Below are 14,550 nucleotides of genomic sequence, written 5' to 3'. Positions count from 1 at the left end.
GGAAGCCAATATACGGCCCTACTCTTCGCCGCCGGTTTTTGCGGCCTTGGTGGGGTCGGCGAATCCGATGGCGGTTTCGCCGTTTTGTGCGCCTTCCACCTGCGCACCCGTGGAAGCGGGCTTTCCACCGACCGCCTCATACACCTTGCGCGCATCCTCGTCATTCCACTTCTCGCCGACGAGCACGCCGTGGTTGAGCATGATCTCGCGCTGCGCGCAGCTGGCGACCAGCGCATCGTGCGTAACCACAATGATTGTGGTGCCCTGTTCATGCAGCTTGCGGAACAGGTCGAGCACGATCTTCTCGTTCTTCTCGTCAAGGTTACCGGTGGGCTCGTCGGCCAGAATTAGCTTCGGATCGTTGATTAGCGCACGAGCCACGCACACGCGCTGCTGCTCGCCGCCGGAGAGCTGGCCGGGCAGGTGGTAGGCGCGATCCTTCAGACCAACTTTCTCCAGCGCTTCCATGGCCTGCTTCTCATCGACCACCGAATGGTAGTACTGCGCCACCATCACGTTTTCCACAGCGGTCAGGTGCGGCACCAGATAAAACTTCTGGAATACCAGGCCGATGAGGTTCTTACGCACGTCGGCCAGCTGCGTGGCGTTCAGATCCTCCAGCTTGCGGCCCTCGAGCTTCACGGAACCCTTGGAGGGCGTGTCCATGCAGCCAATCATGTTCATCAGCGTGGTCTTGCCCGAACCGGAGGAACCGACGATGGCCAGCCATTCGCCTTCCGGCACGGTCAGATTGAGGTCGTCTACGGCGTGCAGGTCGCCGTAGATCTTCGAGATGTGGTCGAGTTCAAGTAGCATGACGATTCTCTTTCTTTATTCTTCGCGAAGCACAACGGCAGGGTCAATACGGGTGGCGCGGTGGACGGGCGGGATGGAGGCGACTACGGCGACCAACGCGCTGAACACCACGGAAATCAGCGCCAGCCACCAGTTGAATCCGATGGAGCGCTCGAACACCGCCACGCACAGCCAGCTGGCGAGGCCGTAGCCGATTGCAGTGCCAATCAGACCACCGATGAGGCCGTAAAACGCCGATTCGACATAAAACTCAATGCCGATTGCGCGTGAGCTGGCACCGAGGGCCTTACGCAGGCCGATTTCGTTGCGTCGCTGCGAGACGATCGAGCTGATTGTGGTGCCAACGCCGACGAGCGTAAGCACCAGCACCACGAGCGAGACGACCCAGAACAGCGTCTGCAACATGGTGATGATGCGGGTGTCAGAGGCGGTGATCTTAGTGACCTTCTGCGCCTTGACGTGCATGGAAGTCATCTCATTGATACTGGAAACCAGCCCTGCGAGGTCGCTGGTTCCGGCCGAATATTCAATAACGTCCACGCCGCGCGTCACGCCGGTGAGCTTGTTGACGTCGGCGTTGGTGGCGTAGATGATCGAATCCTCGCTGCCGCCGGTGTCCACGATGCCGGCCACACGGAATTCGGTGCCGGAGGTATCCATGATGTCGCTGGAGACGCGGCCGTCTTGAGTTGGCTGATCGGATGGGGATTGGCCTGATTGGCCATTAGAGGTTTGGCTTGAGGACGACTGGTCCGAGGATGACGAGCCTGACATATCCATACCAGCCATGTCGCCAGACATATCCATGCCTTGCATGTCGTTGGACGAGTTTTGGGAGCTGCTTGAGGAGGTCTCGTCATTCGCCGAGCCGGTCCCCTCGTTAGAGGAGGCCGAAGTACCAGTAGAGCTGGCATTATCGGACGCACGGTAACCGATAGTGATGGCGGAGCCCACCTTGAGACCGATAGCATCGGCGATGTCACGGCCGACCAGCACCTTGCCGGAGGACGGCCACTTACCGTCGACCACCCAGTGATGATTGAGGTTCTTTACCTGCGCCGCATCGACACCGGCCATCACATACGGAGACGCGTTCACACGCACGTTTTCGTAGCGATAGGTGGCGTATTTCGCAGAACCCTTGGCTTTGACCATTTCAGTGGTGTGCTGGACCATCGACTCATCTATGCCGGCCTTATCCCCAGTGGATTCGGTAGGCGTGACAATCAGATTTGCGCCATACGCACGCATCTCCTCATTCATCTGCTGCGGCACGGCGATGCAAATCATCGCCAAGCAGAACAGTGTGGCCGCGCCGACCAGAGACGCCACTACCGCCATCATCGCGCGCGAACGACGGCGGAACACGGCGCTGAACAGCATCCTGAAGAACATGCCGGTGTTAGTCATCGGTTTCCTCCTTCCCAGTTATGTGGGCAAACTCAGCGGCCATGGAGCACCTCCGCGGGCTTGAGGTTCAGAATCGAACGAATCGAAGAGGCGGATGCCAACAGCACGGTGACGGCCAGCAGCACGAACACCAGCACGAACACCATGGGCCGCATGGTGATGCCGGAGCTGAACACCACCTGCCCAATCAGCTGCGCCACACCCGAACCAAGCAGCGCACCCACAATCGCGCCCAGCAACGAAATCGTCGCCGTTTCAGCCATCATCAGGCGGGACACTGCGGCATCGGTGGCACCGAGCGCCTTGAGCAACGCCAGCTCACCGGACCGTTCGCCGATCGAGGCGACCATCAGGTTGGCCACGGCCACGGTGGCGGCAATCAGACTCAGCACGGTCATCAAAATCATCACGGCCTGCGTCTTTTGCAGCACATTGCCCTGCAAAGCGGCCACCTGACGCACCTGCTTGGCCACAGCGCCCGGAATCACCTCTTCAATTTGGTAGGCGATTGAGCTTGGGTAGGCGGTGCAGTACCAGGTCTCCCACTCGTCCTGGCTCAGCACGGACGGGTTCTGCGCGGCTTTACGGGCCAGGTCGTTCTCCGGCGTGGTCAGGGCCTTGACCTCGATCTTGTCCACCGAATCGGGCAAATCGGCCAGCACCTGAGCGATGGAGGATGCGATGTATAGCGAGCCGTTATCCTCGTCACCGGAATCGTAGACGCCGGTGAGCGTGATTTTCTGCTCGTTCTTCTTGCCCGAGGCGGTGGTTTTGTTGAGGGTCACGGTGTCGCCGGTTGTTACGCCGAGTTCGGTGGCCAGCGTCTTGCCGATAATGCCCTGGTCGGAATCGTCCTTGGGCCACTTGCCGTCAAGCTGCCACCACGAACGCATGCCCTCGACGCCCACCACGGTGGTCTCGCCGGTGGAGAGCTTCAGGTTCTTGTTGAACCAGGTGCCGACGATCGACGCATTGGTGCCGTTTACGGTGGCGTGAATGTTGAGCTGCGGCGCGAAGTTGGTGATGTTGAACGCCCAGAAAATTGTTTTGATCTTGGCCGCGTCCGATTCCTTCAGAAAGGCGGTCGGATCGCTAGTGGACGCCACACCGCCTGCCTCGGTGTTGTACAGGTCGGAGACGACCGCATCCGCCTTGGGCTGCACGGTGATGTTCGAACCGTAGGTGGACAGCTCGGCGTTGAGCTTGTCGCCCACGTCGAACACGACGCCCAGCATCGACACAGACACCGTCGCCGAAAGACATACGGTAAGCGCGATGAGCAGGCGCCGGCGCAGCTGGCGGGTGAACGATCGAGCGATCATACGCAGAAAGAACATGGTTTTTGCCTCCTGCCTTCACTCACTGGAAGTGGGCGCTCAGCGCGTCCAGATCGGTGGTTTGAATGGTGATCTTGCCGTTGCCGGTCTTGTACGGGAACGGAATCGGGTTGCAGCCACCCTTGAAGCCGATGGTCGCCAGGTTGATGGCCACCTCGCACTTCTTGCAGATGATCTTGCCATCCTTTTCGTAATAGCCGGCGTCGCCACAGTTCTCGCAGGCGTCCAGACCGATGCCATACGCACCACCGTTCTTCTTGATGATGATGAAGCGCATGACGGTGCCGTCCTTGGCCTTGTATTCAAAGCGGTGCAGATGGCCGTCCTCAACTTGGCTGAATGGGATGGTGGCCACGCCGTCCTTGAGTGAGTAGGCCTCCGGTGGCGAAAGGGTGATGGTCTGCTGGGTTGCGGCGACGCCGACGGTGAGGGTCAGCGTGACACCAATCATCGCCACGAGGCTCCATACGGCGGAGGCCACGGCACGGCGGCGGAATGCCTTGTGTTTGCGTCCGATGGCTTCGTTCGCACCGGTCAGCGGCATGCGGAAGCCGGCCACCACGGAGGCAACGGCCGGAATCAGGAACACGAATGCCTGCGCCATGATCATCCAGCTGTTGTGGTTGATCGACCATGCGAGGGCCACAAAGGCCGTGTGGCCCATCGGGAAACCGCGCGCCTGCAGAATCTGCATGACACCGGTCAGGTGCTGGATGAAGAGAATCACCATCACCGCGAGGACCGCGGCGGTGAACGAGGCGCGCACTGCGGTGGAGCGCAGCGTGCGGAAGATGGCGGCCACGATAATCGACATGGCCAGGCCCAGCGCGAAGCCGAGCGCGCGCAACAGCATGTCGGAGGTGAAGATCGGATCGCCGGGCTCCACCCAGATGGTCAGCTGCAGAATAACGTCCGGCAGTGCGTAGAACAGGGTGAGCGCGATGTCGATGGCGGCGATGGCGTTCGCGATGTGCATGATGGCCTTGTGCCGCTGCCAATTGGTGGTGATGCGACGTGCGAACACTACGACGATGATGGCGAGGATGTCGGCAATGATCGCGCACCACAGCACCGGATAGTTGACGAATGTGCGCTGGTTGATCACGGCCGAGGCGCGCAGGCTCGCGAACACGATGGCGGCGATCAGGCCAACGATCAAGCCGATGAGACGCCAATGCGCGCTGGCGGGCTTGTCTCGCCCTTCGCCGACCGCGAGCATCACGCTCAGGCACATCACCAGTAATGCGGGGGCCAATGTTCCCGGCATCACTGCCACGAATTGTTCAAGCATTCGCGTCCTTTCTTTGCATTGGCGCTAAAAGTAATATAAGCCCCCTCTGACGAGGGGGCTGTCTGCGTAGCAGACTGGGGGAGAGACTCCACGTATTGTTTTACTGTTCTTCTCTCCCTCAGTCCGCCTTCGGCGTCCAGATCCCTCATCAGAGGGAGCTTAATAAATCACCAGCAATTATGGACGGCCTGCGGCCGGCTCAATGCTGCTCGCGATGCTGTCGCATCGCTCGTGACGGTTACAAACAGCCCACCGGGCTTACGCCGTCACCACTGACGCGGGGTGTAGTCCCAGTTGTCGAAGGTGACCTCGATCGGCTCGGTCCAGAACTGGTGGTTCTTCACACCGGTCTCCGGGTCGACGTGCAGCATCCAGCCCTTGGCGGCCGGGGACTCGATGGAGAGCTTGAGCTGGTAGGTGCCAGCCTTGTCGAGCTTGACGTTGGCGCCGTAGTGCGGGCCGTCGGAGGCGTTCATCTGCATGAAGGTACCGGAGGTGGCCTTGCCGCCCTCGACCTCCTTGCCGGTGGACTTGTCGATGATGGTGTAGTTCACGGTCAGGTCAGGAACGAAGTCGCCCTTGCCGTAGCCGTAGTCGGTGCCTTCCTGGGAGGCGTGGATGTCGGCTTCCAGGTGGAAGCTCGCATCGGCGGCCTTCAGACCGGAGGAGGCGGGCTCCATGTCGATCGGCTGGAAGTAGACAGCGCCCACGGTCAGCGGGCCGGCAGGCTTATCCTGCTCCTCAGCGGTGCCGGAAGGACCAACCGGGACCTCTTCAAAGCCAGCGGTATCGCTCGGGGCATCAGCCTTGGCTGAATCGTCCTTCTTGGCGGTGTCGGAGGAGCTGGTAGACGCCTTGGTGTCGGAGGCGTTGTTGGACGAACCGCAAGCAGCCATCGAAACAGCCATGGAGCCGGCGAGCAGCACGCCGAGCAGAGCGGCAAGCTTCTTGTTCTTCATCATTTCTCTATATTCCTTTTGTTGTGGTGAATGGATTATTCACGACTTCTTTTTTGTTTTTAGTTGTGACGGCGCGGGGCGGAATCGCTTCCGTCTCCATGCCGCAAGTTTGTGTTGCGTTACGCCTGAGCGACAGCCTCGCTGGCCTTCGCATCCGAGGCGACGGCGAGCTGGGCCTTGGCTTTGCGCTGTTTGATGAATCCGACCGCGAACAGCGCGATGACGGCGATGGCCGCCAACACCTGAGCGATGATGCATTCAACGTACGGGTAGAAGCCAAGCCAATCGTTGGTGGGCATGCCCGGCAAGTAGTTGGCGGGCAGCAGGTCACCCTCGATCAGCGCATGCACACCGCCGCCGGCGAAGACGATCACCAGCACGGACATCAAGATCGAAGTGACCAAGAAGAACGGGCCAATCGGAATCTTCACGGAGGTGAAGCGAATCACCAGGAAGATAATCACGAGAACCACGGCGGCGGCGAGTGCACCGACCACCATGCCGTGCGTATCCTGGCTCATCGTGTAGATGGACTGGTAGAAGATCACGGTTTCGGCGCCCTCGCGGAACACGGCGAGGAAGCTCAACATGGCGAGCGAGACCACCGTACGGAAAGCCACCTTCTCGCCGGCCTCGACCTGCGAGGAGACGGACGCCACTGCGGCTTCGGTCTTTCCCTTGATGTAGCGGTTCCAGGCCTCGACCGAGGACTTGTTGAGCATCCAGTTGCTGGTCCACAGCAGCATGCACATGGCGATGAGCGCGCACACGCCCTCCATGATCTCCTGCAGCGGGCCGGAGCCACCGAACGCGACCATGAAGATGATTGCCACCACGCCTGCGCCGGCCAGACCGGCGAGCACGCCCACGTAGATCCACTTGGTGAAGCGCTTGTTGCCGGACTTGACGAGGTAGGCCACCACGGCGGCGACCACGAGCAGGGCTTCGAGACCCTCACGGATAAGAATCAGGAATGCTTGGCCGACCGAGCTGGTGATGAACTTGAGGAATCCGCCCTCCTGATCGGCAGCGCCACCGTCGAGCTTGGCGGCATCGGTGGTCAGCATGTTCTTCAGGTCTTCGACGTACTTCTTGACTTCGGAGGTCGACTTGCCGGTGTTCATCGAGGAGCGGCACAGCTTGAACTGGTATTCCACCTGGGAGACGCGGTTGCCACTGATGGCGCTCAGCACGGTCTTCTCGAAACCGAGCTTTTCGTAGTGCTGGTAGTAGGCGTCATTCACAAGCGTGGCGCCCTTGGCAGCGTCGCCGCCTTCATAGGCCTTGTATGCATTGTCCAGAATCGGAAGCATCGCGTCTGCGACGTCTTTCCAAGTCTTGGCCGTGTTCTTGGTGCGCTTCTTCTTGGAATCGAGTTCCTTGCGCTCCTTGGCAATCTGCTTCTGGAGGTCTTCGGCATACTGTTTCGGGTTAGCGAGCTGGGTATTGGCATCGAGCTGCCGGGCAGTGGCGTCGAGGTCGGCGCTCAGGGCGTCGATTTTTTGGGTGAGCTGATCATCGTTGCCGGCCGTGTAAGAGAGGTTCTGTATGTCTTGGAAAGCCTGCTGCTGGGCGGTCTGCTTATCCGAGCTAATGGTGTCACGCACCACGGCGGTGAAGTTGGAGGCGATGTAGATAGTGTTGTACGCGGACATAAACGCGGACGTGGAGCCGGCAGTGTTGCCGGACTTATATTCTTTGGCGCCTTCTTGCAGCTGCGCCTCGATGGCCTTGGACACGTCGGCCCAGGTCGTGTACTCAACGCCGCTGGTGTCCGTCTTATCGGCTGCGGTAACCATCGTGGCCGTTGGCGTATCCGCGAAGGCAGACTGCGGGATGACTGCGGCGGGAAGGAAGGTCGCGGCAATCAATGCGAACAGGAACACGACGGCAGCCATTGCACGCGCCGAAATCGGGGACGACTGCTGATGGGCAGCGTCCACCTGCATCGCGCGCGCGAAGGAATCGACAACGTGCGTATCGTGTTCTCGAATTGTGTTCAGTTCAGCGGACTGCGCACAGGCGCGACGAACCATGCTAAACCCTCTCTCACTGCAAATACCTCAATAGCTCAAGACCAACTATGAACTCTATAGAAAAAAATTCTTCAACAACAGTCTTGATTTTCTAGTAGATGTGCGGTATTTAGAGCTGGTTTCGTCATTCAAGAGCCATTAAAATGTCTCACTATTTGAAAGATTGGCGCTCAATGCTGACTGCGATTCCAGCATGCGAGTGGTAACATCCCCTCATATTGTGCGGCTATGCGGCTGTGTGTTTTTTGACTGCACGGCTGTACTGTTGCGCGACTGCGCAGCTCAGCATGAGGCAGACTTCTCATCCACGATGCATTTGCACAGCCAAAAGACGAGAGACGCGAGCGACAAAGCTGTCCGCGCACCAAAAATCGGAGGCGGAGGATACAAGATTCGAACTCACGCCACGCCGAGTATGCACTTATCCGAGACCTGTGGTAGTTTATTCGAGTTGCCTACTGAGCATGGTTTCACCGAGCATAGTACGGCATGGAGGATTCGCCTAGTGGTCTATGGCGCACGCTTGGAAAGCGTGTTGGTGTAACAGCCTCACGAGTTCGAATCTCGTATCCTCCGCTCATGCCCTTTTCCCACCCATAGGAAAAGGGCTTTTTCATTGCCAAAACGGCGGTATTCCGGGCTTTTTGAGGCATTACGGCATTCTGGCCGCTTTCCGTCCCGGCACGTTCTGAACCGTTTTCTGGGGTAGAAAAGTCGGTAAATTGAGCGGTACCGCTTTAGGGCTTACCGCCTAACCGCTCTTAGTGCTTGCCGACGATCAGAGAGGCGTGTCATGGCGAAGCCGACAAAGAACCGCCGCCACAAAGCCGCTGGACGATCAGGGCTCGACGCTCATCAAGGTGAACCCGGCGCAGTTCAAGGTGCCGCGCCCGGCGACGAAGCATGTGTATGTGATAGCCACCCGCGAGCAGGTTCAGGCGCTCACCGACGCCATGCCGCCCAATCTCGCCCTTGGCGTCCTGCTGGCCGGCACGCTGGGTTTGCGTCAAGGCGAGGTGCTTGGCTTGCAACATCGTGATATAGAGCTGGATGCAAGCCCTGCGCTGTTGCATGTGCGCCGTAGCGCCAAGGAAGTCAGCGAGAACGGGCACAAGGTGTCAATCCTCGGGGAGACGAAAACGCCCAGTAGCAAGCGCGATATCGAAGTGTCCGCGCCCTTGGCCGGCAAGATTCGAGAACATCTCGCCACCTATGTGGACAAGAAACCGACCGCACTGCTGTTCACCGGCGTCCGCACTCGCGGCACAATAGGGGATTATGACTGATGCTGAAAACACCAAACCCGAACTCCCCGAGAACGTTCGCGTCCGCTTCTGCCCGTCTCCGACTGGCACTCCGCACGTCGGCATAATTCGCACCGCCGAGATTCGACCGGGGAAAACAAAAAACCCTCGCGAATCCGCGAGGGTCATTGGCTGGGGTGCCTGGACTCGAACCAAGAATGGCTGAACCAGAATCAGCTGTGTTGCCAATTACACCACACCCCAATTTGGCTTGGCGTAGCAACTCCGAAGAGTTGTTCGTCGTACCCCCAACCGGATTTGAACCGGTGTTGGCGCCGTGAGAGGGCGTAGTCCTAGACCGCTAGACGATGGGGGCATATTCAGTTTTCACTGGTTGCGAAGCGAACCGCGCAACAGATGAATACTGTACGCGAGGATACAGATCACCGCAACTCCCGGCGTGTCGCACTATGCATTAGCCGAACCCACCCGCATCTAGTTACATCATCATCGGCCAAAATGCACAGCAGAGGTCTCTCAGCTCATTCTTAGGTAGATTGGCCATTCATTTGGTAGGTGGCGCTCAAGCCGCATCCACAGAAACCCGCCATTCCAATGACCGGCGTGACGGAGTACCTACCAAATGAATGGCCAATCTACCTAATGAATGCATGCGCTCGGCATTTCGAGTCACAACGGCAGCACAGGCATTGCTTGGAGTATGCGAAGGCGGGCATCTGCGTGAACAGATGCCCGCCTTTAGCTTCCCCTCGGGAAGAGAAATCACAGATGCGCGCGCAGGCCCTTCAGGCGGGCGATGGTCAGCGGCTTGCCGACGATCTCCATGGACTCGAAAAGCGGCGGGGAGACTCGGCGGCCGGACATGGCCACACGGACCGGGCCGAAGGCCAGGCGCGGCTTGTATCCGCCGTCCTCAACCAGCGTCTTGTTGAGCAGCTCGTGCAGGGAATCGGTCTTCCAATCGGCCTCATCCACACCTTCCAGCGCGGCGATGGCGGCGTCCAGCACTTCTCCGGCGGAATCCTTGAGCTGCTTCTTGGCGTCATCCGCAGGCTCCAGATATTCCTCGGTGGACAGCAGGGAGCCGACCATACCAGCGACCTCGCCCAGCAGACGCACGCGCGGCTGAACCAGCGGAGCAGCGGCGGTCAGAATCTCTTGCTCGCGGGCAGTCAGCGCGTCCCAGTTATCCGCGGAAACCACACCATCACGGTGCAGGTACGGCACAGAGCGGCGCAGGAAGTCCTCGGGCTCAAGCATGCGGATGTGCTCAGCGTTGATGGAGATGGCCTTGTCGATGTCGAAGCGAGCCGGGTTGGCCTTCACGTCGCGCACGTCGAACTTGGCGATCATCTCATCCATGGAGAACACGTCGCGATCCGGCGCAATCGACCAGCCGAGCAGGGCCAAGTAGTTGAGCAGGCCCTCGCGGATGAAGCCGTTGTCGCGGTGGTTGAACAGGTTGGATTCCGGATCGCGCTTGGAGAGCTTCTTGTTGCCCTGGCCCATCACGTACGGCATGTGGCCGAACAGCGGCATTTCTTTGGCGATGCCAAGTTCCATCAGGTAACGGTACAGCACGATCTGGCGCGGGGTGGAGCTCAGGAGGTCCTCTCCACGCAGCACGACGTTGATTTCCATCATCGCGTCGTCGACCGGGTTGGTCAGCGTGTACAGGGGGTCGCCGTTCGGGCGCACGATCACGTAGTCCGGCACGGAGCCGGCCTTGAACTCGATGGTGCCACGAATCAGATCGTCGAAGGCGATGTCTTCATCGGGCATGCGCAAACGCAGTGCAGGCTTGCGGCCTTCCGCACGGAAAGCCTCCTTCTGCTCGTCGGTCAACGTACGGTCGTAGCCGTCGTAGCCGAACTCGGCGGGACGGCCCGCGGCGAGATTGCGTTCCTTGATCTCCTCGGGGGTGGAGAAGGACTCGTAGGCGTAGCCGGCTTCGAGCAGCTTGGCGGCAACATCCTTGTAGATGTCGGTGCGTTCGGACTGGCGGTACGGGCCATGAGGGCCACCCACGTCGATGCCTTCGTCCCAGTCGATGCCCAGCCAACGCAGGGATTCGAGAATCTGGTTATAGCTTTCTTCGGAGTCGCGCACGGCGTCGGTGTCTTCGATACGGAAGATCAGCGTGCCGCCGGTGGCGCGAGCTTCCGCCCAGTTGAACAGGGCGGTACGAATCATGCCGACATGCGGGGTTCCGGTCGGCGAGGGGCAGAAGCGGACGCGAACGTTCGCGGGCAGTTCGGGTTTGGTGTTTGCAGCATCAGTCATAGTCCCCTATTGTGCCGCGCGCGCCGGACGCGCCACCCTTGGAATCAGCAGGACAGACTCACGAAGAGCAGATCCCAGTCTTGGGACTCGCTCTCACGGGATTCGTGAAGGTCGACGTTGACGTCAGTGTCAGCGTAATCGCGGTTCATCGGTGTTCCTTACGTCTTATTGTTGGTATTCATTGCGCCGAGAATTTCGCTTGCCCGCCAGCTCCGTCCCTGCAGCCGTACGCAAATCTTGTCTTAAAGTAACACGACCAAACAGAAACGGTCATCATCATTCGACATCAATTTGATAACAAATCACGCTATATCGCCAAGACTGTCCACACTCAGACAACATTCATTGTTCCTGTTGGGTTTTTCATAAAAAACTGGAAAAATGAGAGACGATGAGTCTCATCTTGTGAAAGGAGTATCAATGACCGATCCCAACAATGGTGCGCCCGCGCCGCAGTATCCTGCGTCCAACGGCACGCCTGACACCAATAATCCAGCCGAGCCGAATACCGTGGCGCCGCAGTACGGAGCTCCCGCACCCGCATATGGACAGCTCTCCGGCAACCCTTACGAACAGCCCGCATATGGACAGGAGCAGCCGACGCAACCCAACCCGGCATACAGCCAGCCTTACGGCCAACCAGCCGGCGCGCAATCGGCTCCCGCCTACGGCCAGCCTGCGTATGGCCAGCCCAATGGCAATCCCTACGGTCAGCCCGATGGCGCATACGGCCAAGTGCCGCCCACCTACAACGCTTACCCCGCGCCCGCAGCCGCCACAGGCACCAACGCGGTTCCGCTGAACAAGCCCTACTACGGATGCTCCTTCCAGGAGGCATTCCTGCGTTTTTGGAAGAAGTACGTGGTGTTCAGGGGCCGCGCATCCCGCAGCGAATTCTGGTGGTGGATGCTGGCCAGCTTTGCCATTCAAGTCGTGCTGTCAACCCTCGTGGATGCCTCCAATGACCACCTGTCATTCCTCTCTTCGCTGTGGAGCCTGGCCATACTCGTCCCGAGCATCGCACTATCCGTTCGCCGTCTCCACGACATCAACAAGCCCGGCTGGTGGCTTGCCATCTTCTATGGAGCCGTGTTTGCTGGCGCAATCCTCATGATTGTTGGCGGCGGCGCTGCACTCTTCGGCGTCCTCAGAGTCTGGGGAAGCCCCTCTGACAGCGGCTACTATGCCACAGCCGCAGCGGGTAGCCTTGGCATCCTGTTCATCGGCGCGATAATCGCGGCCGCAGCGGGCATTGTCTACATTGTGTTCATGACGCTACCCAGCAAGCCGGAAGGCGCGCGTTTTGACGACGATTTCGCCGCAGCCGTCCCTTATGGCGCTCCGAACGGCTACGCTCAGGCCGCGCCGGGCTATGGCGACCCGAATGCCGCGCCTTACGGGCAGGCCGCACCGACCGCACCGGCTTATAATCCGTATGCCCAGCAGACTGCTCGGCCTGTACCGGGCCACGACCCGTACGCGCAGTCGACTGCACCGGCCGCACCTACCGCTTACGGTCAGCCGGCTCCCACTGCGCCCGACTACAGCCAGCCCGCGACACCTGCCACCTACACGCAGCCCACTGCCGCACAAACCCCTGACTATGGTCAGCCGGCGGCTCCCGCTTCTAACTACGGACAGCCCGCCACGCCAGCTCCTACCGCCGAGCCGGCTGTCGCACCGGATGATTCAACCATCCCGGCTTCCGACAACGAGGACGACGGCCAGAAGCCGTGGCAAGGTCAGTGACATTACGATAAGGCAGCCCGGTCAAACCGGTCTTCCCACTGAAAAAACCGCACCCCCAATCGTTAGGCTGAAAAACAGATATCACGATTGAGGATGCGGTTTTCTCGTATGCATTGCTTTACAACCGCACGAACACGGTCGGAGCTCCAGAAGGCAGCGTGGCGGCAAGGTTCGGTTCGCCATCGGCGGAGAGACGGAAAATGGCCACATTATTTGAGGCCTCATTGGCGGCAAGCAGTAGATTGCCAATCGCCAATAAGTGACGCGGACGGCTCCCGGCACAATCAATGCCACGGCCACGCCAACCAGGAACATCCGGCTCGTCAAGCCGGGTAAGCCGCTTGCCATCCCACAACAACGTCACGATGCGTTCGGAACCACGCAGCCCCACATACGCCAACCCAGCTATGCCCTCGCTGGCTACCGCGGCACCCGCGTTCCCCTGCAGTGCATTCCATGGCACAAACGCCAGCGAAGCCGCCTGATCCGGCTTCGGCAGCGCATCAGGACCAAGACTGACCGTTTGCAGCACACGGATTGTCCCATTGTCGGAATGTTTGGCATCATGGCCGGGCTCAGGGCCAATCAGCGTTACCGTGCCACCCCATTCACCGGCCACCACCACACGCCAATCGTACGCAGGGTCATCGGAATCGACCGGCAGTAGATGTTGGTCGCGCGGACCGGTGCCCGGCGCGAGGGTCACCGCGCCCTCACGAATCAGCTCGCCGTGCTCCCAATGATGCACATAGATGCGATCCGCGCCCAGATCACTGGTCAGCACTCGGCCATCAGGCAATGGCTGCACCCAATGAGCGTGAGGACATTCCTGAGCCGGCAGCGGCCCATGCCCCTCGCCGCGTAGCATCTGTGCGACTTCGAGGATTACACCGGATTCCGTTACCGGATGCACGCAAACGTACCCGTCGGCGTAGTCGGCGGTGATGAGGCGACCCTGACCTTCGTCGTCGCGCACAAACACCACATGAGTGACGGCATGACCCGGCGTGGGTACGCGGGACAGCTCCACAAGCCGCAATGAGTCGCCCGCCCCTTCGACGCGAAATGACGCTATCTCATTGGTGTCTTCCAACACCGCATACAGCACCTGGCTGCCGTCCGCAGCGGTATGAAGCTCCATCCATGTGGGCGATGGCACGTCAGCAAGCAGCCTTCCACGGCTAAGCAGTGCGGCATCGTCGCTGTCATTGCTGGCATTGCCGCCGGCTTTTAATATCAATTGTTCGATGCCCGGGCATGCCGCATTGCGCAACTCGCCGAACCCACCAACCACAATATCCATATAATCCCCCCTGATTTATAAGGGTTCACGGCATCTTGCGACGCCGATTGGACATGAAGAAACGATTCGACAACGAATAGTTCACCCATAACGGTTACCAG

Annotated in this window: 10 protein-coding genes, 3 tRNA genes and 1 pseudogene; 4 read left to right on the top strand and 10 right to left on the bottom strand. The window is 59.7% G+C overall.

The features are described 5' to 3' along the window. Positions 1–18: 18 nt before the first annotated feature. From BBBR_RS00925 to BBBR_RS00900, 6 genes are all read right to left on the bottom strand, one after another. Complete coding sequence (locus tag BBBR_RS00925; protein ID WP_003828074.1) at positions 19–816, bottom strand: ABC transporter ATP-binding protein; 798 nt, start codon at positions 814–816, stop codon at positions 19–21. Positions 817–831: 15 nt separating this feature from the next. Continuing rightward, on the bottom strand, positions 832–2,226 hold the full coding sequence (locus BBBR_RS00920) for an ABC transporter permease (RefSeq protein ID WP_003828073.1): 1,395 nt from the start codon (positions 2,224–2,226) through the stop codon (positions 832–834). Between the two features lie 32 nt (positions 2,227–2,258). Continuing rightward, positions 2,259–3,563: an ABC transporter permease gene (locus tag BBBR_RS00915; RefSeq protein WP_003828072.1), complete on the bottom strand. Its 1,305-nt coding sequence runs from the start codon at positions 3,561–3,563 to the stop codon at positions 2,259–2,261. A 22-nt stretch (positions 3,564–3,585) separates the two neighbouring features. After that, complete coding sequence (locus BBBR_RS00910; protein ID WP_003828071.1) at positions 3,586–4,854, bottom strand: DUF2318 domain-containing protein; 1,269 nt, start codon at positions 4,852–4,854, stop codon at positions 3,586–3,588. A 266-nt stretch (positions 4,855–5,120) separates the two neighbouring features. Beyond that, positions 5,121–5,816 carry an iron transporter gene (locus tag BBBR_RS00905; RefSeq protein WP_003828070.1) on the bottom strand — a complete coding sequence of 232 codons (696 nt, stop codon included), beginning with the start codon at positions 5,814–5,816 and terminating at the stop codon, positions 5,121–5,123. A gap of 116 nt (positions 5,817–5,932) precedes the next feature. Next, positions 5,933–7,849 (bottom strand): FTR1 family protein, encoded by a 1,917-nt coding sequence (locus BBBR_RS00900; RefSeq protein WP_003828069.1) that lies wholly within the window; start codon positions 7,847–7,849, stop codon positions 5,933–5,935. A gap of 491 nt (positions 7,850–8,340) precedes the next feature. On the opposite strand from BBBR_RS00900, the gene BBBR_RS00895 reads away from it, so the two are divergent. The 3 genes and pseudogenes from BBBR_RS00895 to BBBR_RS11295 form a co-directional block, all read left to right on the top strand. Next, positions 8,341–8,425: transfer RNA gene (locus BBBR_RS00895), tRNA-Ser, on the top strand. A gap of 212 nt (positions 8,426–8,637) precedes the next feature. Next, a complete protein-coding gene (locus BBBR_RS00890) occupies positions 8,638–9,135 on the top strand; it encodes a site-specific integrase (protein ID WP_225851407.1) in 498 nt (165 codons plus the stop codon). Beyond that, a pseudogene (locus tag BBBR_RS11295) lies at positions 9,128–9,232 on the top strand (glutamate--tRNA ligase family protein); the annotation flags it as partial. The gene BBBR_RS00890 and the pseudogene BBBR_RS11295, both read left to right, overlap by 8 nt. Positions 9,233–9,282: 50 nt before the next feature. Here BBBR_RS11295 and BBBR_RS00885 read toward each other — a convergent pair. The 3 genes from BBBR_RS00885 to gltX all read right to left on the bottom strand — a co-directional run bounded on the left by BBBR_RS00885 (position 9,283) and on the right by gltX (position 11,397). Next, positions 9,283–9,357, bottom strand: a tRNA-Gln gene (locus tag BBBR_RS00885). 39 nt (positions 9,358–9,396) lie between these two features. Next, a tRNA-Glu gene (locus BBBR_RS00880) sits at positions 9,397–9,469 on the bottom strand. Between the two features lie 407 nt (positions 9,470–9,876). Further along, positions 9,877–11,397, bottom strand: coding sequence for a glutamate--tRNA ligase (gltX, locus tag BBBR_RS00875; protein ID WP_032738123.1), 1,521 nt, complete (start codon positions 11,395–11,397; stop codon positions 9,877–9,879). 420 nt (positions 11,398–11,817) lie between these two features. Here gltX and BBBR_RS00870 point away from each other — a divergent pair, with 420 nt between their 5' ends. Then, a complete protein-coding gene (locus tag BBBR_RS00870) occupies positions 11,818–13,146 on the top strand; it encodes a DUF805 domain-containing protein (RefSeq protein ID WP_025299501.1) in 1,329 nt (442 codons plus the stop codon). Between the two features lie 118 nt (positions 13,147–13,264). Here BBBR_RS00870 and BBBR_RS00865 read toward each other — a convergent pair whose 3' ends face one another. Continuing rightward, positions 13,265–14,449 (bottom strand): lactonase family protein, encoded by a 1,185-nt coding sequence (locus BBBR_RS00865; protein ID WP_003828064.1) that lies wholly within the window; start codon positions 14,447–14,449, stop codon positions 13,265–13,267. Positions 14,450–14,550 lie beyond the last annotated feature (101 nt).

This window comes from Bifidobacterium breve DSM 20213 = JCM 1192, assembly GCF_001025175.1.
Lineage (GTDB): Bacteria > Actinomycetota > Actinomycetes > Actinomycetales > Bifidobacteriaceae > Bifidobacterium > Bifidobacterium breve.
This window is presented reverse-complemented; position numbering and strand designations above follow the sequence as displayed.